This is a genomic window from Staphylococcus lutrae (genome assembly GCF_002101335.1).
GTDB classification, from domain to species: domain Bacteria; phylum Bacillota; class Bacilli; order Staphylococcales; family Staphylococcaceae; genus Staphylococcus; species Staphylococcus lutrae.
On sequence record NZ_CP020773.1, the window covers coordinates 1,056,182 to 1,080,377 of the forward strand.

Genomic DNA, 24,196 nt, shown 5'->3' on the forward strand with positions numbered 1-24,196 from the left:
TAAAATTATACGCCAATCTTTGTAGAAGTGCAACAGACTTTTTATTTCTTTCTTCATTGTCTTATGTTAAAATAGTCTATTTTAAAGTGTCGCTCCTAAAAAATTTACCGTGGCTTTTAATCCAAAAAATTAGAGCTAGGTCATGATGGCCTAGCTCCGTATAATGGAACGATTCACTTTATCTTCATGTCGTTTCGTATATCCACGACAGTGCAAATAGGTGGTCTCGCTAACGGTTATTGTCCAGTATTTAGACGTTTATTCTATGTAAATGGCATGACTCAATTGCTCGGTCGATAACCATGCATTCACATCGATGACACGTTGATTGAGTGACCCTTTATAAGGCAAATTCGGTCGATACAATGACTGAATAAACATTCCGTCTACAATGACATCCGCTTGGCGTAACAATGCAGTACGTTCATCATTGGCATGCCATAAATACTCAAATAAAAATCCTGTCCACACCCACAGCGTCTTATGTTCACCATACCGTTCGCGGAAGGCTCGAACGAGAGGCATGACAACTTTTAAGTTACAAAATGGTTCGCCCCTAAAATACTCAGTCCTGCAATATAATCTGGTTCACATGCCGCAATCACTTCCGAAATTACCGCTTCTGTCGCTTCTTCACCATAACGAAAATGTTGTGCTGCCACGTTATAGCAGCCTTGACACTGAAATGGGCACCCTGATACATACACACTACACCGCACACCTTCTCCATCGACAAAGCTTTGATACTCTATCTTTGCAATGTATCCCGCACCTGCTGATACCTTTAATGCATTCATGAGGATTGAACCTTCATGTGTTTGACACGTGCACACATTTCTTTATGACGCCCTTCAATAGTTGGACGTTGCACAGGATTACCGAGGTAACCACATGTCCGCTTAACGACATCTACCGTTTCAGGGTCTTGATTGCCACATTCGGGACAACGATAACCGGTCGGCGTCGTATCAAAATCACCTTCGTAACCACAAGCATAACAACGATCAATCGGAATATTCGTTCCTAAGTAACTCACACGGTCATACGCATAATCCCAAACCGTCTCAAGGGCCTTGACATTGTGATCTAACTTCGGATATTCACAATAATGAATATAACCCCCACTCGCAAGGTACGGATAATCTTTCTCAAAATCTAACTTTTCAAATGGCGTTACATCTTTACGAACATCATAATGAAATGAATTTTGATAATAACCTTTGTCCGTAATATCTGCAATGTCTCCAAACGCTTCTCGGTCTAGACGACAAAATCGATCAGTCAATGATTCACTCGGTGTACTATAGATACTGAACCAAATATCATACATCGCTGTCCATTCATGTTGATACGTCTGCATATGTTTTAATATATCCAACGTAAACGCCTTTGCTTCTGGAATCGTCTCCCAATTCGGTCCAAAAAAGACTGTGGCCGCTTCGTACAAACCAATATACCCCATAGAAATGGTCGCCCTTTGCTGATTGAAAAAAGTATCTACAGGGTCTTCTTCGTTTATCCGATATTTAAAAGCACCCCGCTTATATAAAATTGGTGCATTGTTCGGCACCGCTTCTTTCACTCGTGCAATTCGATAAACAAGCGCATCATGAAGGACTTGCATCCGTTCATCAAATAAGGACCAAAAGCGGGTCATATCTCCAGCAGATTCAATCGCAATACGCGGAATGTTCAAAGTCACGACACCTAAATTACAACGGCCATCATTTTCATATTCGCCTTTCGTATTTTGCCAAGCAGGTAAAAAAGAGCGACATCCCATAGGCGCCTTAAAATCTCCAAGTAATTCGACTGTCTTATCATAATTGAGGATATCTGGATACATTCGCTTCATCGCGCATTCTAATGCTAACTGTTTAATATCATAGTTTGGATCAGTCGGTGCAAGATTCGTCCCTCTCTTAATCGAGAATACCAACTTTGGAAAAATGGCTGTAATCCTGTCTTTACCGAGGCCTTTAATTCGCGTTTTTAAAATTGCCGCTTGTACTTTGCGACTGAGCGTATCTAATCCAAGTCCAAAACCTAGCGTGACAAAAGGGGTCTGCCCATTTGAAGTATACAGTGTATTGATTTCATACTCTAAACTTTCAATCGCATCTTCTATATCTTGTGTCACACGTTCGTCAACATACGCTTCTACTTGATCGGCTTTGACAAATTTTTGCGCGACATCACGGTGTTTCGCTTCATTAAAGCGCGCATAATGGCTTAATAATTCATCAACACGGTCAATGGTACACCCACCATACTGGCTACTTGAAACGTTCGCAATAATTTGGACTAATTGTGCAGATGCCGTTTGAATGGAGTGGGGTGACGTCACTTGCGCATTGCCGATTTGAAATCCATTCGCTAACATCCCTTTTGCGTCAATAAGACAACAGTTCGTTAAAGGCTGAAATGGGTGATAATCTAAATCGTGGAAATGGATTTCCCCTTTTTGATGTGCCTCAGCGACGTGCGGAGGCAACAAGTGTTGTAGCGCATACGTTTTTGAAACAACACCCGCTGTGAGATCACGCATTGTTGAGAAAGTTTCACTATCTTTATTCGCATTTTCATTCACTATCGTCGGATCTTTTGTCATTAAACCTGTTAATTGCTTTTCCAGTTGTGTCAAAATATCACTCTTTTCTATATATAGTGTCTCAATTCAATAATAAACACTATATGTTGTGTTTATCAAATGATATCTGCATTTTTAACCGATTTGTCATTTCTTTATTAACATTATGTGAACAAAGCATTGTAGCACAGAAAACTCTAACTTAAAATACATCGTATCAAAGCATTTGCACGCTGGCATAGGCAACACATTTTTAAACCATCATTTATAATAGACTCAACTTTCTTCATTTTAATAACACAGCGGTTGGTCATTGAACATAAAAACCCCTCACACTGTCTATACTTGTGTGAGGGATGAGGCGCTGTCATATGCTAGTCGTGCATCAATGACATCAATGTACCATAAATGACAGCCTATTTCTTATTGCATCGCTTCAATCCACTTTATTGTGTCATATTCGTTTTGTGCGTACTGCGCTTCTGTAAAAAGATGGCAACAATCGCGACAATGACCACACCTACAACTAAACCGATTGCACCTAGAAACTTCACAATATTACCAAATATAATCCCAACGACTAAAAAATCTGTATCAGAGAATGTTGTCGAAGCCAGACCTAAATCTCCTAAAAACGGTAAAAATAACAATGGCAAGAATGTAATCAGTATCCCATTTAGTACAGAGCCTGCCACTGCCCCTTTGATTCCTCCACGTGCATTACCAAAAACTCCAGAAGTCGCACCTAAGAAGAAGTGCGGTACCACGCCTGGCAAAATGACCACACCACCAATGACAAACATCATCAACATTCCAATGACGCCTGTCATAAAACTCACGAAGAAACCTATAAGCACTGCATTTTGTGCATATGGAAAAACAATCGGACAATCTAAAGCAGGTTTTGCATGGGGGACTAATTTTTCCGATATCCCCTTAAATGCCGGAACAATTTCTGCTAAAATCAAGCGTACTCCTGTCAAAATAATAAAAACGCCTGCCGCAAATGTCACACCTTGAATTATAGAAAACACAATGAAATTTTGACCTTTACTGATTTCTTCATGAACATATCCAATGCCAGCAAACAAACTAGCGATGAGATAAAGGATAATCATAGTCAGTGAAATACTGATTGTACTTTCTCTTAAAAAGCTCAGTCCTTTTGGAAACTTCATCTCTTCTGTTGACTTAGAATGACCTTTAAACAGCTTCCCTATTTCACCAGCTGCCCAGTAACTGACCGTCCCGAAATGACCGAGCGCTACTTGGTCATTACCCGTTATTTTTTGCATTGTCGGCTGTGCCAATGCTGGAAATACGGCCATAATTAAACCTAAAATCACTGCACCTAACACCACAGTCCAAGTCCCATTAATGTGACCGACTGTTAAAATAATGGCTAAAAATGCTGCCATATAAAATGTATGGTGACCCGTTAAAAAGATAAATTTCAGATTGCTTAATCGTGCAATGAGTATATTCACTAACATCCCAAAGACCATAATAAGCGCCGCCGTTGTCCCATATTTTTCGAGTGCAATTGAAATGATCGCCTCATTGTTTGGAACAACCCCTTGTACACCAAATGCGTGTTGAAAAATCTTACCAAACGGCTCTAAGGATTGAACGACGACCCCTGCACCAGCACTTAACACTAAAAATCCTAAAACCGTTTTGATGGTTCCAGTAGTCGTCACACTTGCAGGCTTTTTCTGTACAACTAAACCAATAAAAGCAATGAGTGCAACGAGTATTGCCGGCTGGCTCAATATGTCTACGATAAAGTCAAGTATTGATTGCATAGCTGACACCCCTTATTATTAAATCCATTTCAATGCTTTAAATTTATCTGTTAACTTCATTTCCAATTCTTGTTGATCCAATATATTATCCAACACAAGTACCTCGCCTAAACGCTGTGCATTCTCTTCCAAATCTCTGCCACAAATGAATAAATCCGCCATTTCAGGACTCGCTGTCATAATATCACTATGATCTACTTCAACCGACTGCTTCAAATCCAGATTTTTCAAAACGGCTTCAACATTCATTTCAACCATAAAACTACTCCCTAAACCATGACCACATACAACTAAAATTTTCATCTTTATTCCACTCCCTTTATAATTGTTGTCATTTCATCAACATGCTGACTTTGTAATAATTGTTGGACCGCGTGCGCATCACTCAATACTTTTGCGAGGTCCTGTAAAACTTCTATGTGCGAATGATTGTCGACCGCACTCAGCACAAAAATTAATCGTGCGAAGTGACTTTCTTGCCCAAAATCAATAGGTTCGCGCAACTTCAATAAACTGATCCCAACTTTGTGTACTTCTCCATTCGGTCTCGCATGTGCAATGGCGATATTCGGTGCGACTACAATATAAGGCCCATATTTATACACACTTTCAATCATTGCTTCCACATAAGCTGTATTAAAATATCCTTGGTTCAAAAGTGGTTGCGCTGCTTCTTTAATTGCGGTCTCCCAAGAATCCACTTTTTCTCTCACATTGATTTTGTCTTTGGTCAGCATTTCTAACGCCATCCTAATCCTCCTTTATGCATTATTGTTCAGTTGCTGGATGAATGCGTCTAAATCCCCACTCAAAAGCTGATTTCGTATCGTATCGTCCATCAACAAATCGCTCAATACTTTCATCGCCGTTAAATGTTTTTGTGGTCCATCTGTCGCCAATCCAATGATGACTTTAATAGGGTCAAAATGGGTATGCTGAAATGGCACACCGACTTCAAAATAAAGCAACGTCATACCAACACCATTTAAAACTTGTCGTGTCCCGCCATGAATCAGTGCGATATGAGGACTTATAGCCATGTAAGGACCAAATTCATCCAATTTATTTATAATTTCATCTTTATATTTTTCAGTGACAATCTTGTTCTGTTCGAGTGGCTCGATGCTCGCCGCGATGGCTTCATTGCGATTCATTTTCCTCTTAACTTTGATAATATGTGCAGGCTTCAACACGTCTTTTAACGCCGGACCTTGTTGGGTCAGATGCGCGACAAACTGCTCCCGCTGCTGATTAATCACATCATTGAGTTTTTCTCTATCACGCTTATTCAAAAACGGAGTCACTTCAATACACTCAATCGCTTTCAATTGAATAGGTACGGTTGTCACAACATAATCCACGTAACGTGCTTTTAACTGCGCTTCATCAATTTGATACAATGAATAAGCATCTAAAATATCAAATTCAGGATAAATTTTGTGCATTCTTTCTTTTAAAAGTTGTGACGTGCCAATACCTGAACCGCATAGAAGAACAATTTTTATCTTTCGTTCTTTATGTTGTGCTAACCTTTCAATAGAAGAAGCGACATGTAAAGTTAAGTAGGCAATCTCATCTTCTGTGAAAGTGACCTGATACAATTCTTCAAAAATCCAGCTATAACGTGTAATCACTTCCGTCAATTCCGGATAATTTGTATAAATTTCATTTTTAATAGGATTATGTTGAACGAATTGGTATGTTAAACGATTTAAGGCGGGTGTGAGATGTAAAAATAAACTGTTGAGTAATTGTGTATCTTTAATTAAATCAATTCCAAAATTAGCACTTAATTTCTCAACAAATTGGTGAATCAATATTTTCAGCTCTTTAGTTCCAGCGTCGTCATGATCAATTTTTAATTTTTTCGCACCTAATAAGTGTAGTGCGATGAAAAGGGTCTCTGACGGGGGAAATTCAAATTGATAGTGCTGTTCAATTTTTTCCTGAATCAATAATGCAACAGGGTAAGCAGCTGTATCAGTAATTTCAGAAATACCATCCAAACGTGCATTAAACGTGAATTGTTTTTTTATCCGTTGAATTGCGATTAAGATATGAATCACTAGACCATCAATCGCCATTTGAAAAAGTGGATATTGATGCGCCTCTAATGCATGAAGTACGAGTTGCCTAACGAATGGCATCTCTTCCTCAACAAATAAGGTTTTTCTTACAAGCGTATTTGTCGTTTTTATATATTCATGTATTTTTAAACTATACGCTTTTCGATAGCAATTCTCTGTACCTCGAATCACAAAACCTTTGTTCTTCACATACTTTAACGCCAAGTCTTGTGCGCTCAACCACTCGCCAATCTCCTTTAGATCATCCACAATTGTTCTACGAGAAACATTGACCAAACGTGCCATCATTTTAGAATTCACAGGCTGTTTCGCTTCAAACAAATGCAACAATAGGTGAAGATGGCGTTCACTTTTAGTTAAATGTACTTCTGGAAAAGTTGCTTTGTTCATTTCTTGAATTGCACTCATATCTTCACAATCAATTTTAATCCCGTTACTTTTACTTCTTTGAATATGCAAATTTAACGTCTGTGCCATCCATTCGATATATTCAATATCATATTGAATGGTTCTCTCTGTCCGCTCAAATACTTTCGCTAATTCAGCAATAGAAACAAAGCCCTTTGCTTTAATCACTTTATCTAAAATTTCATATTGTCTATTCGTTAGCAACGTGTAACCTCCTATATCTATATTGTAAGCGCTAACATAGAATGATAGATGTGCAATGTTTTTCAGTTATTAATCCGAAATTTTTCATACGTAATCATGTATAGTCCCCTTTCAATATCACTTCAAATGATTGTTTTTAATCGCTATTTCATATGAAATAAAAGTCATGAGATAAGAAAAACACATTGCCTTTTCAGCATCTTTTGACTGAGGAACTTATCTCTGCTTAAATAACACTTAAATGTTTACACACACTTTGCACGTTATGCTATAAAAAGTATAAGCTGTTTGCACTTCCACACATCCTGTGCTATAATCAAATCAACAAAAGCTTCGTGCATCATATGCACCAATCCCCTCGCTACTGCCTATAGCGAGGGGATTTTTAGTGTTGGCTTATATCACCTATTTTTTCTTATTATTGCGTGTATGTAGCCAATGGGCATACATCGCAACAATACAACCACTAATGACAGTGGTCATAATATGGCCAAAAGCTTCGACCATCTCATATGCACCTCCTCTCTACGCCTAAATTGACGCCTGAGGAATAGGCGACGGATTTATTATAGCACCATCATCAATAGAAAGGTATATGGTATACAATTAATGATGATTTGGCATCTTTATGTATCAATTTTTGTGAAAATACAAAAGACGTTAGGATTTGTCGACTATCCTAACGCCTCATTTATCTATAATATTTTATGAAAGGTTTGAGAAGTATTGTTTTTGAGAATTATTATCTATCTTTTTGGAGGGAAGCGTAAAGTGATTGTCGTACCTTGGCCATATATGCTGTCCACTTCAATACGCCCACCAATTTGATGTGCCAAAGTTTGTGCAATATAAAGACCAAGACCTGAACCACCTGTATCTTTATGTCTAGAACTTTCCACACGAAAAGTTCGTTCGAATATATTTTTAATATCGGATTCGGGAATACCAATACCTTGATCAATCATGGAGATGGCGATTTCATTTTGATCTTCAAAGACCTTCACGGCTAAGGGCGAACCGTGTTCAGAAAATTTGAGCGCGTTATCGATAAAGTTCATGATAATTCGCTCTATCGCACGCTGGTCTTGAATGAAAGGTTTGATATTTTGTTCAATATTCACATCAAGTTGCCTTTGTTCGTGATGCAATTTTTGTGAATACGTTTCAAAGATTGGCACGAGCAATTGATCCAAGTGAATCAGTGTTTCTTCGTTTTCCTGATGGTTCACTGTGATGACATCTGTCAAGTCATCAAACATTCTAGACAACCGATCAGACTGACTAATCAAAATACTGTAGGCTTTTTGCATGTCCTGTTCACTATGAATAATGCCGTCTTTCAATCCTTCTGAATAAGATTTAATACTCGCTAAAGGTGTTTTTAAGTCATGGGCAAGGTTTTGAACCATGTTCATTTTTTCTTCTTGCTCTTCTTTAATCAAGCGCATCTGCTCTTGAATTTTATCGACCATTTGATCAAAAGACTCACTGAGTTGCTGAATCTCTTTGGGGGCATGGATTTTCGTCTTTTCTGTCTCAAATTGGCCTTTTGCGATTTTCTGTGTTTTCTCGTTTAATCTTTCTATCTTTTTTATCATGGGGACTGTGAAAAAGATACCGATAATCAACGTCATCATACCGGAAAGAAACGAGCACAGTGTCAAAAGTATTGTGAGTGGCCCGTCAAACCACATCAATTTATATAGCGTATAAAATAAAAATGTCGTTGTGATAATTGTAACGATAAACGAATAGATTAATTGCTTACGTATCGTCATTTAAAACTGCCTCTGAAATTTATAGCCAAGACCCCATACCGTTGCAATGATATAGTCGTCATAGCCATATTTTTCTAATTTTTCACGTATACGATGCACATGAACGTTCAGTGTGTTCATGTCTTCGTAATACTCGTAACCCCAAACTTGTTCTAACAAATCTGTTTTGGACAGTGCGACAGCTTCATTGTTTGCAAAGTGCCACAACAGTTCGAACTCTTTGATGCGAAAAGGAATCGTTTCTCCTTCAAGTTCTACGGTTTTGTTTAAATTATTCAATACGAGTCGTCCACAACGTATCGTGTCTTGTGTGGAAGGACTTGTGACGTTGACACGATGAAGTAGATTTTTGACACGTATGACTAATTCACGGGGACTGAAGGGCTTCTTGACGTAATCATCTGCCCCTAACATTAAACCGAAAATGGTGTCTTGTTCGCTTGTTTTTGCAGTTAAGTAAATATATGGGATATCGAGATTTCTGTTTTTCATCTCACGCACCACTTCATAACCATTAATCTCTGGCATCATAATGTCGATCACCATGACATCGATATGTGTATCTAAAATGTCAAGTGCTTCCTTGCCGTTCGATGCGGTAGTCACGTGGTAACCTTCGTATTCAAAATAGGTTTTACATATTTCTCTGATGTCTTGTTCGTCATCAACTACGAGTATGTGCGCCATGTTCATCATTCCTTATATTTTTACGTTTGATGAAATGATTTAAACTTATTGCTGCTAAAGTTTCCTTATTCATCAATAAAATGACAAAGAATAACAATTGCAGTGGATACGTAAAAATCATATCAGCTAAAATATAATTTAACATAATAAACACGCCAAAGAAACTCGCAGCATATGACATCACACCTAAGATAAGACCTAATCCAATCGCAATTTCGCCGAGTTGGACCATCCATTTGAAAATTTCCAAATGATTTGCAACTGCAAACTCGAAAAATGTCTTATACCATTGTGGGGAGTCTTGGTTGTCGCGAATGACTGAAACGAGTCCATCAATCGCAAAGCCACCTGTCAACTTTTCAAATCCTTGTCTTAGTAAATAAAAACCTGATCCTAAACGAATAAGGAGAATTAAGATTTTGTAAGCGATTGCCATATCTCTCACTCCTTTCTTCTATGATGTTTGTCCTGATGATTATTTAAGTGCTGCAGATCCGAAAATAACGTGTGCTTTGTCACAGTAGATTGTCACTGTGTCATAATCTGCTGCATTGACATCTTTAAGGTCAAATGTTTGCGTCGCTTCGTCGTATTTCACGGCTGCGATCTTTTTACCTTGTTTAATGTCATTACCTTTTGTTAAGTAAACGTGTAAATCTGGACCTTTAGATGATTCGTAGTCTGTTAACATCAACTTACCATCTTTGATTTCAGCTTTACCTTTCACCATTTCTTTGTTTTCACCTTTGAATGTTCCCATCTTCATTACTTTTGCGTTATCAGACTTAGACTCATCCATTTTTTTGTCTTTCATTGAAGTTTCAGCCTTATTATCCTCTTTCGCTTTATCCGCGTTGTCATTACCACAAGCGCCTAATAAAAAAGTTGTTGCTAATGCACCTGAAACTAAAGCCATTTTAATGTTCATAACAAATTCCTTCTTTCCATTTGAGATTACATTAACTATCATACGTCCTGTTCGCCCCAATTGACATAAACTAGGTATTAATAATTCTTAACTAAACATTAACCTTTATTTTTTAAGAGTTTTTATTATTTAAAAAAGAGAGTAGAATAGAATTTTCATTTTTATAAAAATTATTGTTCATATTAACCTGCACCACTCAACACAACTGTCCCTCGTCGCTGCGTCATATTTTGACTATCTTATTAAAGGAACAAGATGTAAAAAGCGTCCTAAAATCAGCAATTCAGTAAAATAAATTTGATGATGCGTATATTTTACCGTTATTGATGATTAAGGACATGTCCTAACTTCTTTATTGCAGAAGAATGTAAACCCTAAGCTAAAGACGTCTCACTTAAAACCATTACTATAGTGATTAATAAACGCCGACTACTGCACCTACATCAATGCAAGATACCCTATCATTCTATTGCTCTAATGCAACAAGATATGGATTAATAGGAAATATTTGGTCGCTCGATAGAGATACAAGAGTAAAATAATCATTAAAACAATGACTATCGTCCATCTATATGGCTTTTTGGCTTTGCGTTCTATCCGCTCTTCTTTTAAATACGCCATCAACTCTTCTTCTATTTCTTGATTGATACGCGCCATATCATGATTTTCCTTATTTTTTTCTTTTATATGGTGATCCGGTCCTTTGTTCGTCATATCACAACCTCCTGACCACTATTATGCTCATTGATGAAATGCGTTTTGATACTGTACATATCCAGATAAATAGTGTTCAATATCATCGATTCGTACACGATAACCATGATGTTTAATAAAAAAGCTCCCCAAGACACTTTTAGGGTTTTTAAAGTACATTGCCACTTCCGGATAAAAATATCCGGCACGCTGGTAATTCGCACGATGATGCAATGTTTCAATTAGAAAGGATTCGTCAATATGTTCTGCCACTAAATCCTCGTATCCTAATCTCTTCGCATTTTGAACTAAGTCATACGTCGTTATAAGCATTTCTAAAAACGTCGGAAACGTCGTCTCACGATGGTAAATAAAATCCAAATAACTTGAAACATTTTTAAGTCCAAATTCAATAAATCGGGCTTCTGGCTGAATCTTAATCAATTCATTTGTGCAATAGCTTAACCAATGATCATGATATTTCCAGTAATCTTTTGCAATGAATTGCTCAAATAATTGAAGCACAGCATCTAACCATTTAGGGTTTTGATCTAACTGGTACAGGCGCAACAAAGCCAGTGCTGCTTCTCCATCATAATAAATAATCCGAAACGCCTCTTTTACCGAAAGATCCGGATAATTCAAAACATGATACGTTTCCATCGTGTTATGATTGATCATTGTCAAAATCCCTTCAGCAACTTTTTGTGCTCGAGATAATAACGCGACATCCGGACCACTGTTTTTTATATATTCCACGACCGCAAAAATATAAGCCGCATTTTGACCTAGTTTGATTTCATTGATGTCCCGAGTTGTATCGTAAATGTATGCGACAGTTTCACAATCAAAATAAGCATTTTGATGAATATAGGTTAATGCTTTTTTGACTACACCTAGATCTTCACCTAGATAAGCTAATCCTTCAATCAATGCGTACGTTGATGAACAATGTCTTAACATATTATAGAAGTTAATTTTTCGATCAAAATGAGGAAAACGACCATATTCATATTTGCCATTCGGCAGTAACGCATTCTTTAAATAATGCGTTGAAGTTAAAATCATTTGATCGATTTCAGTGTGTAACGTTTTTATTTTGCGTATGCCCTTATTGCCCCCTGTTGCTTCTAATTCAAAGATGTCTTCAGGTGTTAATAAATACCCTTGTGTTTGAAACCGAATAATATCTTTTTGTGCATATGCTTCAATTGAAAAAGCCTTTTTCACACTTGTATAATGCTTTAAATAATGATTAATGTTATTCACTGCGAGCTCTAATTCATTATGATGCTTCCCTTTTTTAGGTCGTACAAAAGCATTCGCATTTATAACTTCAGGTAAAAACGACAACACACCATTCCCGTCAAAACTCACACCAAAATCAATATAATTTCTTCTTGTTTTCAACATTTCTTTCACAACGACTTCACATGGAAGCGCCACCTCCTCAGTCACAAAATCCACCTTAATCCAGTCAGGATACACCTTTCTACGCCTTTTAAACTTATCTATATAATAAGTGATTTCTTTCCTTAAATTTTTCGATTTCTTGATATGGCGAATACTTGCTTTTCCATAAACTGTACCTATACTGACAAAAACGTGTTGGCTCAGTTCAGGCACTTCAACTTCAAATTTTTTTAAAATGTCATTAAACATGATGAACCTCCATAACAATATGTATAGTAGGGCATACCGCTCAAAATGAACGGTATGCCCTATAAAATTATGATTGATCTTTGTTGTTCTTTCTTCTTCTAGAAAGGAATAGTGTACCTAATCCAGCTAACAGTGTACCTGTTGCAAGTGGTGCAGAATTTGTTGCTTGACCTGTATCCGGTAAAGATTCTTTATCCGAATCAGCATCAGCATCTGCATCGGCATCAGCGTCCGCATCTGCATCCGCATCAGCGTCAGCATCGGCGTCAGCATCTGCATCAGCGTCAGCATCTGCATCGGCGTCAGCATCTGCATCGGCATCAGCGTCAGCATCGGCATCTGCGTCAGCATCTGCATCTGCATCGGCATCAGCGTCAGCATCGGCGTCAGCATCTGCATCGGCATCAGCGTCAGCATCGGCATCTGCGTCAGCATCTGCATCTGCATCGGCATCAGCGTCAGCATCGGCATCAGCGTCAGCATCGGCGTCAGCATCGGCATCGGCATCAGCGTCAGCATCGGCATCTGCGTCAGCATCGGCATCTGCATCGGCATCAGCGTCGGCGTCGGCATCTGCATCGGCATCTGCATCCGCATCAGCGTCAGCATCCGCATCAGCATCCGCATCGGCGTCAGCATCCGCGTCGGCATCAGCATCTGCATCCGCATCGGCGTCAGCATCCGCATCTGCATCGGCATCCGCATCGGCGTCAGCATCCGCGTCGGCATCAGCATCTGCATCCGCATCCGCATCGGCATCTGCATCGGCGTCAGCATCCGCGTCGGCATCTGCATCTGCATCCGCATCCGCATCCGCATCGGCGTCTGCATCTGCGTCGGCATCCGCATCCGCGTCAGCATCTGCATCTGCATCCGCATCTGCATCTGCATCCGCATCGGCATCGGCATCCGCATCAGCGTCGGCGTCAGCATCTGCATCGGCGTCAGCATCCGCATCTGCATCTGCATCGGCATCTGCATCGGCGTCGGCATCCGCATCAGCATCCGCGTCGGCGTCAGCATCAGCGTCCGCGTCGGCATCTGCATCCGCGTCAGCATCCGCATCCGCATCCGCATCCGCATCCGCATCCGCATCGGCGTCTGCATCCGCATCGGCATCAGCGTCGGCATCCGCGTCTGCATCGGCATCCGCATCGGCGTCTGCATCCGCATCTGCATCCGCGTCGGCGTCAGCATCCGCGTCAGCATCCGCGTCCGCATCCGCGTCTGCATCCGCATCGGCGTCTGCATCCGCATCCGCATCGGCATCTGCATCCGCATCGGCGTCAGCATCCGCGTCGGCATCCGCATCTGCATCCGCATCGGCGTCAGCATCCGCATCTGCATCCGCATCCGCATCGGCATCCGCATCGGCGTCAGCATCCGCGTCGGCATCAGCATCTGCATCCGCATCGGCGTCAGCATCGGCATCCGCATCGGCGTCAGCATCCGCATCGGCATCGGCGTCGGCGTCTGCATCCGCGTCGGCGTCAGCATCCGCGTCGGCATCCGCGTCTGCATCGGCATCCGCATCAGCGTCAGCATCCGCATCAGCGTCGGCATCCGCATCCGCATCTGCGTCGGCATCGGCATCCGCATCCGCATCTGCGTCGGCATCCGCATCGGCATCCGCGTCGGCATCGGCATCCGCGTCAGCATCCGCATCGGCATCGGCGTCAGCATCCGCATCCGCATCTGCGTCAGCATCTGCATCGGCGTCAGCATCGGCGTCGGCATCTGCATCGGCGTCAGCATCTGCATCTGCATCCGCGTCAGCATCTGCATCTGCATCTGCATCGGCGTCGGCGTCAGCATCCGCGTCGGCATCAGCGTCGGCATCTGCATCGGCGTCAGCATCTGCATCTGCATCCGCATCCGCATCTGCATCGGCATCTGCATCTGCATCCGCATCAGCGTCCGCATCGGCGTCGGCATCCGCATCAGCGTCCGCATCGGCATCCGCATCAGCGTCGGCATCCGCATCCGCATCAGCGTCGGCATCCGCATCCGCGTCAGCATCCGCATCTGCATCGGCATCAGCGTCGGCATCCGCATCCGCATCCGCATCAGCGTCGGCATCCGCATCCGCGTCAGCATCCGCATCTGCATCTGCATCGGCGTCAGCATCCGCATCAGCGTCGGCATCCGCATCTGCGTCAGCATCTGCATCGGCATCCGCGTCAGCATCGGCATCGGCATCCGCGTCAGCATCGGCATCGGCGTCGGCATCCGCATCTGCATCTGCATCGGCGTCGGCATCCGCATCCGCGTCAGCATCTGCATCCGCATCCGCATCGGCATCTGCATCCGCATCTGCATCGGCGTCAGCATCCGCGTCGGCATCAGCGTCGGCATCTGCATCCGCATCAGCGTCAGCATCCGCATCAGCGTCGGCATCCGCATCGGCATCGGCGTCGGCATCGGCATCCGCATCCGCATCGGCGTCTGCATCCGCATCTGCATCCGCATCCGCATCGGCGTCGGCATCTGCATCGGCGTCAGCATCGGCATCTGCATCTGCATCTGCATCTGCATCGGCGTCGGCATCCGCATCCGCGTCAGCATCTGCATCCGCATCCGCATCGGCATCTGCATCCGCATCTGCATCGGCGTCAGCATCCGCGTCGGCATCAGCGTCGGCATCTGCATCCGCATCAGCGTCAGCATCCGCATCAGCGTCGGCATCCGCATCGGCATCGGCGTCGGCATCGGCATCCGCATCGGCGTCTGCATCCGCATCTGCATCCGCATCCGCATCGGCGTCAGCATCTGCATCGGCGTCGGCATCAGACTCATCTTGTTCTATAACAATTCTAGTAGTGATTTCATCTACTGAACCATCTGGATACGTTACCTTAATTGGAATATCCACTGATGTACCTGGTGTTACATCCGCCGGTGGCGTTACCGTCACTGTTCCTGTGTTTGGATCTACTTCCGCTGTCCAACCATCTGGAATACTTCCTGTTGGAATTTCAAACGTTGTACCCGGTGGTAATTCTGGATCTCCTGTTTGTGGCACTGTTACAGGTACGTTTGGTTTCGTATGACCTTCTTCATAACCTGGATTATGATTTCCACTATCTGGTGTATCCACTGTCACCTTAATTGGCGTCTCTTCACTTGATCCATCTGGATATGTTACTTTCACTGGTATATCTACTGATGTACCTGGTGTTACATCCGCCGGTGGTGTTACCGTCACTGTTCCTGTGTTTGGATCTACTTCCGCTGTCCAACCATCTGGAATACTTCCTGTTGGAATTTCAAACGTTGTACCCGGTGGTACATTCGGATCGCCCGTTTGTGGTATTTCTAACGGTACATTCGGTTTTGTATGACCTTCTTCATAACCTGGATTGTGATTTCCACTATCTGGTGTATCCACTGTCACCTTAATTGGTGTCTCTTCACTTGATCCATCTGGATATGTTACCTTCACTGGTATATCCACTGATGTACCTGGTGTTACATCCGCCGGTGGCGTTACCGTCACTGTTCCTGTGTTTGGATCTACTTCCGCTGTCCAACCATCTGGAATACTTCCTGTTGGAATTTCAAACGTTGTACCCGGTGGTAATTCTGGATCTCCTGTTTGTGGCACTGTTACAGGTACGTTTGGTTTCGTATGACCTTCTTCATAACCTGGATTGTGATTTCCACTATCTGGTGTATCTACTGTCACCTTAATTGGCGTCTCTTCACTTGATCCATCTGGATATGTTACTTTCACTGGTATATCTACTGATGTACCTGGTGTTACATCCGCCGGTGGCGTTACTGTCACTGCACCTGTGTTTGGATCCACTTCCGCTGTCCAGCCATCTGGAATACTTCCTGTTGGAATTTCAAACGTTGTTCCTGGTGGTAATTCCGGATCTCCTGTTTGTGGCACTGTTACAGGTACATTCGGTTTCGTATGACCTTCTTCGTATCCTGGTGTGTTCTCTTGTGCTCCATTTGGATCTACTGTCACCTTAATTGGCGTCTCTTCACTTGATCCATCTGGATATGTTACTTTCACTGGTATATCTACTGATGTACCTGGTGTTACATCCGCCGGTGGCGTTACCGTCACTGTTCCTGTGTTTGGATCTACTTCCGCTGTCCAACCATCTGGAATACTTCCTGTTGGAATTTCAAACGTTGTACCCGGTGGTACATTCGGATCGCCCGTTTGTGGTATTTCTAACGGTACATTCGGTTTTGTATGACCTTCTTCATAACCTGGATTGTGATTTCCACTATCTGGTGTATCCACTGTCACCTTAATTGGTGTCTCTTCACTTGATCCATCTGGATATGTTACTTTCACTGGTATATCTACTGATGTACCTGGTGTTACATCCGCCGGTGGCGTTACTGTCACTGTTCCTGTGTTTGGATCTACTTCTGCTGTCCAGCCATCTGGAATACTTCCTGTTGGAATTTCAAATGTTGTTCCTGGTGGTAATTCTGGATCTCCTGTTTGTGGCACTGTTACAGGTACGTTTGGTTTCGTATGACCTTCTTCGTATCCTGGTGTGTTCTCTTGTGCTCCATTTGGATCTACCGTCACCTTAATTGGTGTCTCTTCGCTTGATCCATCTGGATACGTTACTTTCACTGGTATATCTACTGATGTACCTGGTGTTACATCCGCCGGTGGCGTTACTGTCACTGCACCTGTGTTTGGATCCACTTCCGCTGTCCAGCCATCTGGAATACTTCCTGTTGGAATTTCAAACATTGTACCCGGTGGTAATTCTGGATCTCCTGTTTGTGGCACTGTTACAGGTACGTTTGGTTTCGTATGACCTTCTTCATAACCTGGATTATGATTTCCACTATCTGGTGTATCCACTGTCACCTTAATTGGTGTCTCTTCACTTGATCCATCTGGATATGTTACCTTCACTGGTATATCTACTGATGTACCTGGTGTTACATCCGCCGGTGGCGTTACTGTCACTGTTCCTGTGTTTGGATCTACTTCCGCTGTCCAGCCATCTGGAATACTTCCTGTTGGAATTTCAAACGTTGTACCCGGTGGTACATTCGGATCGCCCGTTTGTGGTATTTCTAACGGTACATTCGGTTTTGTATGACCTTCTTCATAACCTGGATTGTGATTTCCACTATCTGGTGTATCCACTGTCACCTTAATTGGTGTCTCTTCACTTGATCCATCTGGATATGTTACCTTCACTGGTATATCTACTGATGTACCTGGTGTTACATCCGCCGGTGGCGTTACTGTCACTGTTCCTGTGTTTGGATCCACTTCCGCTGTCCAACCATCTGGAATACTTCCTGTTGGAATTTCAAACATTGTACCCGGTGGTAATTCTGGATCTCCTGTTTGTGGTACTGTTACAGGTACGTTTGGTTTCGTATGACCTTCTTCGTATCCTGGTGTGTTCTCTTGTGCTCCATTTGGATCTACTGTCACCTTAATTGGCGTCTCTTCACTTGATCCATCTGGATATGTTACCTTCACTGGTATATCTACTGATGTACCTGGTGTTACATCCGCCGGTGGCGTTACCGTCACTGTTCCTGTGTTTGGATCCACCTCTGCTGTCCAGCCATCTGGAATACTTCCTGTTGGAATTTCAAATGTTGTTCCTGGTGGTAATTCTGGATCTCCTGTTTGTGGCACTGTTACAGGTACGTTTGGTTTCGTATGACCTTCTTCGTATCCTGGTGTGTTCTCTTGTGCTCCATTTGGATCTACCGTCACCTTAATTGGTGTCTCTTCGCTTGATCCATCTGGATACGTTACTTTCACTGGTATATCTACTGATGTACCTGGTGTTACATCCGCCGGTGGCGTTACTGTCACTGCACCTGTGTTTGGATCTACTTCCGCTGTCCAGCCATCTGGAATACTTCCTGTTGGAATTTCAAACATTGTACCCGGTGGTAATTCTGGATCTCCTGTTTGTGGCACTGTTACAGGTACGTTTGGTTTCGTATGACCTTCTTCATAACCTGGATTATGATTTCCACTATCTGGTGTATCCACTGTCACCTTAATTGGTGTCTCTTCACTTGATCCATCTGGATATGTTACCTTCACTGGTATATCTACTGATGTACCTGGTGTTACATCCGCCGGTGGCGTTACTGTCACTGTTCCTGTGTTTGGATCTACTTCCGCTGTCCAGCCATCTGGAATACTTCCTGTTGGAATTTCAAACGTTGTACCCGGTGGTACATTCGGATCGCCCGTTTGTGGTATTTCTAACGGTACATTCGGTTTTGTATGACCTTCTTCATAACCTGGATTGTGATTTCCACTATCTGGTGTATCCACTGTCACCTTAATTGGTGTCTCTTCACTTGATCCATCTGGATATGTTACCTTCACTGGTATATCTACTGATGTACCTGGTGTTACATCCGCCGGTGGCGTTACTGTCACTGTTCCTGTGTTTGGATCCACTTCCGCTGTCCAACCATCTGGAATACTTCCTGTTGGAATTTCAAACATTGTACCCGGTGGTAATTCTGGATCTCCTGTTTGTGGTACTGTTACAGGTACGTTTGGTTTCGTATGACCTTCTTCATAACCTGGATTGTGATTTCCACTATCTGGTGTATCTACTGTCACCTTAATTGGCGTCTCTTCACTTGATCCATCTGGATATGTTACTTTCACTGGTATATCTACTGATGTACCTGGTGTTACATCCGCCGGTGGCGTTACTGTCACTGCACCTGTGTTTGGATCCACTTCCGCTGTCCAGCCATCTGGAATACTTCCTGTTGGAATTTCAAACGTTGTTCCTGGTGGTAATTCCGGATCTCCTGTTTGTGGCACTGTTACAGGTACATTCGGTTTCGTATGACCTTCTTCGTATCCTGGTGTGTTCTCTTGTGCTCCATTTGGATCTACTGTCACCTTAATTGGCGTCTCTTCACTTGATCCATCTGGATATGTTACTTTCACTGGTATATCTACTGATGTACCTGGTGTTACATCCGCCGGTGGCGTTACCGTCACTGTTCCTGTGTTTGGATCTACTTCCGCTGTCCAACCATCTGGAATACTTCCTGTTGGAATTTCAAACGTTGTACCCGGTGGTAATTCTGGATCTCCTGTTTGTGGCACTGTTACAGGTACGTTTGGTTTCGTATGACCTTCTTCGTATCCTGGTGTGTTCTCTTGTGCTCCATTTGGATCTACTGTCACCTTAATTGGTGTCTCTTCACTTGATCCATCTGGATACGTTACTTTCACTGGTATATCTACTGATGTACCTGGTGTTACATCCGCCGGTGGCGTTACTGTCACTGCACCTGTGTTTGGATCTACTTCCGCTGTCCAACCATCTGGAATACTTCCTGTTGGAATTTCAAACGTTGTTCCTGGTGGTAATTCTGGATCTCCTGTTTGTGGCACTGTTACAGGTACGTTTGGTTTCGCATGACCTTCTTCGTATCCTGGTGTGTTTTCTTGTGCATCATTTGGATCCACTGTGACACGTACTGTTGTCGTATCCGTTGAACCATCTGGATATGTCACTGTCACCGGAACATCTACTGATGTACCTGGTGTCGCATCCGCCGGTGGCGTTACTGTCACTGCACCTGTGTTTGGATCAATTGTCGCTGTCCAGCCTGCTGGAATGTTTGATCCTCCTGGAATCTCATAACGACTACCTGTTGGAATTGTCGTATCTCCTGTTTGTGGTACTGTCACTGGCATACTTGGTTTCGTACGTCCTTCTTCATAACTTGGGTTATGGTTACCACTATCTGGTGTATCCACTGTCACTTTTACTGGTGTTTCTTCACTTGATCCATCTGGATATGTCACTTTCACTGGTATATCTACTGATGTGCCTGGTGTCGCATCTGCCGGTGGCGTTACTGTCACTACACCTGTGTTTGGATCTACTTCTGCTGTCCAACCTGCTGGAATCGTTGTATTTGGCGGTATTTCAAATGTTGTTCCTGATGGTAAATTTGGATCTTTTGTTTGTGGTACCATCACTGGTGTATTTGGTTTTGTGTGACCTTCTTCGTATCCTGGTGTGTTTTCTTGTGCATCATTTGGATCCACTGTAACACGTACTGTTGTCGTATCCGTTGAACCATCTGGATATGTCACTGTCACCGGAACATCCACTGATGTACCTGGTGTTGCATCCGCTGGTGGTGTTACCGTCACTGCACCTGTATTTGGATCAATTGTCGCTGTCCAGCCTGTTGGAATGTTTGATCCTCCTGGAACCTCAAAACGACTACCTGTTGGAATTGTCGTATCTCCTGTTTGTGGTACTGTCACTGGCATACTTGGTTTTGTACGACCTTCATTATAGCCTGGTGTGTTTTCTTGTGCATCATTTGGATCCACTGTGACACGTACTGTTGTCGTATCCGTTGAACCATCTGGATATGTCACTGTCACCGGAACATCTACTGATGTACCTGGTGTCGCATCCGCCGGTGGCGTTACTGTCACTGCACCTGTGTTTGGATCAATTGTCGCTGTCCAGCCTGCTGGAATATTTGATCCTCCTGGAATCTCAAAACGACTACCTGTTGGAATTGTCGTATCTCCTGTTTGTGGTACTGTCACTGGCATACTTGGTTTTGTGTGACCTTCTTCGTATCCTGGTGTGTTTTCTTGTGCATCATTTGGATCCACTGTAACACGTACTGTTGTCGTATCCGTTGAACCATCTGGATATGTCACTGTCACCGGAACATCTACTGATGTACCTGGTGTTACATCCGCCGGTGGTGTTACCGTCACTGCACCTGTGTTTGGATCAATTGTCGCTGTCCAGCCTGCTGGAATGTTTGATCCTCCTGGAATCTCATAACGACTACCTGTTGGGATTGTCGTATCTCCCGTTTGTGGTACTGTTACTGGCATACTTGGTTTTGTACGACCTTCATTATAGCCTGGTGTATTCTCTTGTGCATCATTCGGTACAACCGTTACACGTGCTGTTGTCGTATCCGTTGAGCCATCTGGATATGTCACTGTCACCGGAACATCCACTGATGTACCTGGTGTTGCATCCGCTGGTGGTGTTACCGTCACTACACCTGTATTCGGATTAACTGTCGCTGTCCAGCCTGCTGGAATGTTTGATCCTCCTGGAATATCATAACGACTGCCTGCAGGGATTGTCGTATCTCCTGTTTGCTGAATATCAACAGCAACACTTGGTTTTGTAGAACCACCTGGATAGCTTGGGTTATGAACATCTGCTTGTGGTATCGCAGCCGGTATTGTAATTTCAGAACCATTTAAATCTATTCTCATCAAGCCGCTTCCAACTTTATTCGGTTCATAACTCGATGTAATTAAGAAGTTATACTTTTCTGTCTTGTTTAAGCCGAGTTGATCTACAGTTGCTGTCCATGTTTTCCCTGCGTAATTCGCTGTTAATGTACTTGATGCAGCATCATAACTTAATATAATATCGTTCAGCCTTTGACCATGGAATCGCCCATCATTGTGATCAGGCGTATTAAAGGCATAGACAATTTTATTGATTGGTCTATCTTTTGAACCAATCGCATCAGAACCAACTTGTTGCGTTACACCTGAAGCATCATTTCTAACAAATGTACCGTATCCTATCATACGCGCACCAATCTCTGATAAATTACGCACTTTATCTTTATCTAAAGGATCGGTTGTTCCTCTTACATTATTGAAAGCGGTATCAATTTTAAACCCAGCTGCGTTTGGTAATCCACGATCTCTTAGGATACCGCCTTGATTTAAATAATCTTGACCATTTACAGTCGTGAATATAAAGCCCCAACCGTTTGAATCTGTAGTATTCGATTGGTTATTGTTCGCAATACGAAGTTTAATTGTGAAATCTTGATCAAATCCAATTTGTTGGTCAAATTGAAGTGCCCCTTTTCCACCGATATTACTTCTATTTTCGTTAAATGCTGTTAACACACCTTCATCTGGAAAATCTCCTGGGAAAGTATGTTGCGTAATCGTACCAAATTTTTGGAAATGATTCTCTCCTGTTACTCTCACCATTTGTGTTGTTGTCGTATCCGCTGCAAAAAACGCTGATCTGAAGTAAGCAGTTTCAGGTCGAGAACTGATATTCAACAAAGATGCTTGCGGTGTATTATTCATTTGGTCAGCCAGTGCTTTTACTTGCTCATAGCTCACCGTTGCTTGTGCATCGTTACCAGATAATACTTTTGTAGCCTTGGCCGGTATATCTTCAGCCGTCACTGTGTTATCTGCTGCTGTTACCGTGTTTTCTACTGATACTTTGTTCGCTTCAACAGGTGCTGACGCCTCAGTTGGGACCTCTTGCGCTGTTACTTTTTCATCTTGTGGTGTCACTTCATTAGAAGGTTGTACGTCTTGTGTCTTCGTATTATCAACTGGTGTTTGATTGTTACTTTCTTCGACGGGTGTGGCTACCACTTGATCCTTTTCTACTGTCGTGTTACTGCTTTGCGTTTCGTCATGCTTTACTGCATCTTCTTGTTTTGTCTCTACTTCACTGTCATTGAGTGGTTGACTTTCAACTACCGTTTCTTCAACAGGTGTAGCATCTTCTGAATTGGTCTGAGGTGTTTCGGTTATTGGATCCACGATATCAACCGTTACACTTTTAATTTCTTCTTTAGCCTGTTCATCCAATTCAGACGCATCGGCATTGTTCGATACACCTAAATACAACAATGAACCGATTAAAATGGAAGCTGTTCCCACTGTAAATTTACGAATGGAATACTTATTCAGCTTGTTCGGTAAAAAATCAAGTCTTTTTGATTTTTTCGGATTTTTCATTAATTGATTTACCTCCTAAATAAATTTAAAACTAGATAAACACCATTACTTTTAAAAGTATCTTTCAAAAAATTACTACAATTAAAAAAATGTACATTTTCTACAAGTAAGTTTAACAACAAAATGAACATGTATCAACTCAATTATTTTTTATAATAACTAGCGTTTAATATAAATGGTTTTTATAGAATTTTGTAATCGAAATAATATTGTTGATTCGGTTAATAATATCCTTCAAAAATACTGTATTAGTCTTATTTCCAGCTGCCTGATCCATGGCGTTCATTTTATATTTTCGGAATATTGAGATAATTTAAGACATCATGATTGTAGTGAGAAAACATATCAATTCGATTAACATTCATTTGGCATAATGATAAACAATAGAAATGAAATAGTGAGAATCCATCGAAGAATAATGGTTAATATAAAATTTAGGGAGCCCTAACTTTTTTGTTTACAAATTCGAATTTTCATGTTACCTTTAAGATGTTCAAATCGATAATACATGAAGCGTTGCTTTTTTATAACGATTCATCTGGTCTCAAAGGCATAATATGAGCCCTATGCGTACACT

13 protein-coding genes and 1 pseudogene are annotated in these 24,196 nt (G+C 42.3%); all 14 read right to left on the reverse strand.

Annotation, left to right across the window (positions count from 1 at the left end):
• Positions 1–258: 258 nt before the first annotated feature.
• Positions 259–797 (reverse strand): annotated as a pseudogene (gene nrdG / locus B5P37_RS05005) (anaerobic ribonucleoside-triphosphate reductase activating protein).
• Positions 794–2,611, reverse strand: coding sequence for an anaerobic ribonucleoside-triphosphate reductase (nrdD, locus tag B5P37_RS05010; RefSeq protein ID WP_425319119.1), 1,818 nt, complete (start codon positions 2,609–2,611; stop codon positions 794–796). Before nrdD ends, nrdG begins: the two are co-directional and overlap by 4 nt.
• Before the next feature lie 425 nt (positions 2,612–3,036).
• The gene (locus B5P37_RS05015) at positions 3,037–4,395 is read right to left on the reverse strand and encodes a PTS ascorbate transporter subunit IIC (RefSeq protein WP_085237201.1); all 1,359 of its coding nucleotides are present in this window, start codon (positions 4,393–4,395) and stop codon (positions 3,037–3,039) included.
• An 18-nt stretch (positions 4,396–4,413) separates the two neighbouring features.
• A complete protein-coding gene (locus tag B5P37_RS05020; RefSeq protein WP_085237202.1) occupies positions 4,414–4,698 on the reverse strand; it encodes a PTS sugar transporter subunit IIB in 285 nt (94 codons plus the stop codon).
• A gap of 2 nt (positions 4,699–4,700) precedes the next feature.
• On the reverse strand, positions 4,701–5,144 hold the full coding sequence (locus B5P37_RS05025) for a PTS sugar transporter subunit IIA (protein WP_085237203.1): 444 nt from the start codon (positions 5,142–5,144) through the stop codon (positions 4,701–4,703).
• 12 nt (positions 5,145–5,156) lie between these two features.
• A complete protein-coding gene (locus B5P37_RS05030; protein ID WP_085237204.1) occupies positions 5,157–7,094 on the reverse strand; it encodes a BglG family transcription antiterminator in 1,938 nt (645 codons plus the stop codon).
• A 405-nt stretch (positions 7,095–7,499) separates the two neighbouring features.
• On the reverse strand, positions 7,500–7,601 hold the full coding sequence (locus B5P37_RS11810) for a type I toxin-antitoxin system Fst family toxin (protein ID WP_142382174.1): 102 nt from the start codon (positions 7,599–7,601) through the stop codon (positions 7,500–7,502).
• Between the two features lie 239 nt (positions 7,602–7,840).
• Positions 7,841–8,872, reverse strand: coding sequence for a sensor histidine kinase (locus B5P37_RS05035; protein WP_085237205.1), 1,032 nt, complete (start codon positions 8,870–8,872; stop codon positions 7,841–7,843).
• Entirely contained in the window at positions 8,873–9,559 is a 687-nt protein-coding gene (locus tag B5P37_RS05040) for a response regulator transcription factor (RefSeq protein ID WP_085237206.1), read from the reverse strand.
• Positions 9,537–9,995, reverse strand: a complete 459-nt coding sequence (locus B5P37_RS05045) for a DoxX family membrane protein (protein WP_085237207.1) — start codon at positions 9,993–9,995, stop codon at positions 9,537–9,539. Before B5P37_RS05045 ends, B5P37_RS05040 begins: the two co-directional genes overlap by 23 nt.
• Before the next feature lie 39 nt (positions 9,996–10,034).
• Entirely contained in the window at positions 10,035–10,487 is a 453-nt protein-coding gene (locus B5P37_RS05050; RefSeq protein ID WP_085237208.1) for a DM13 domain-containing protein, read from the reverse strand.
• Positions 10,488–10,961: 474 nt separating this feature from the next.
• Positions 10,962–11,201, reverse strand: a complete 240-nt coding sequence (locus B5P37_RS05055; protein WP_085237209.1) for a hypothetical protein — start codon at positions 11,199–11,201, stop codon at positions 10,962–10,964.
• Positions 11,202–11,228: 27 nt separating this feature from the next.
• Positions 11,229–12,842: a poly(glycerol-phosphate) alpha-glucosyltransferase gene (locus B5P37_RS05060; RefSeq protein ID WP_085237210.1), complete on the reverse strand. Its 1,614-nt coding sequence runs from the start codon at positions 12,840–12,842 to the stop codon at positions 11,229–11,231.
• Positions 12,843–12,909: 67 nt separating this feature from the next.
• Complete coding sequence (locus tag B5P37_RS05065; protein ID WP_085237211.1) at positions 12,910–23,619, reverse strand: YPDG domain-containing protein; 10,710 nt, start codon at positions 23,617–23,619, stop codon at positions 12,910–12,912.
• Positions 23,620–24,196 lie beyond the last annotated feature (577 nt).

Bases quoted from the DNA above. Each gene is read 5' to 3' on its own strand.
- B5P37_RS05050 (WP_085237208.1), bottom strand. From the start codon at position 10,487: ATGAACATTAAAATGGCTTTAGTTTCAGGTGCATTAGCAACAACTTTT.
- nrdD (WP_425319119.1), bottom strand. From the start codon at position 2,611: ATGACAAAAGATCCGACGATAGTGAATGAAAATGCGAATAAAGATAGT.
- B5P37_RS11810 (WP_142382174.1), bottom strand. From the start codon at position 7,601: ATGGTCGAAGCTTTTGGCCATATTATGACCACTGTCATTAGTGGTTGT.
- B5P37_RS05025 (WP_085237203.1), bottom strand. From the start codon at position 5,144: ATGGCGTTAGAAATGCTGACCAAAGACAAAATCAATGTGAGAGAAAAA.
- B5P37_RS05020 (WP_085237202.1), bottom strand. From the start codon at position 4,698: ATGAAAATTTTAGTTGTATGTGGTCATGGTTTAGGGAGTAGTTTTATG.
- B5P37_RS05040 (WP_085237206.1), bottom strand. From the start codon at position 9,559: ATGGCGCACATACTCGTAGTTGATGACGAACAAGACATCAGAGAAATA.
- B5P37_RS05045 (WP_085237207.1), bottom strand. From the start codon at position 9,995: ATGGCAATCGCTTACAAAATCTTAATTCTCCTTATTCGTTTAGGATCA.
- B5P37_RS05065 (WP_085237211.1), bottom strand. From the start codon at position 23,619: ATGAAAAATCCGAAAAAATCAAAAAGACTTGATTTTTTACCGAACAAG.
- B5P37_RS05060 (WP_085237210.1), bottom strand. From the start codon at position 12,842: ATGTTTAATGACATTTTAAAAAAATTTGAAGTTGAAGTGCCTGAACTG.
- B5P37_RS05055 (WP_085237209.1), bottom strand. From the start codon at position 11,201: ATGACGAACAAAGGACCGGATCACCATATAAAAGAAAAAAATAAGGAA.
- B5P37_RS05015 (WP_085237201.1), bottom strand. From the start codon at position 4,395: ATGCAATCAATACTTGACTTTATCGTAGACATATTGAGCCAGCCGGCA.
- B5P37_RS05035 (WP_085237205.1), bottom strand. From the start codon at position 8,872: ATGACGATACGTAAGCAATTAATCTATTCGTTTATCGTTACAATTATC.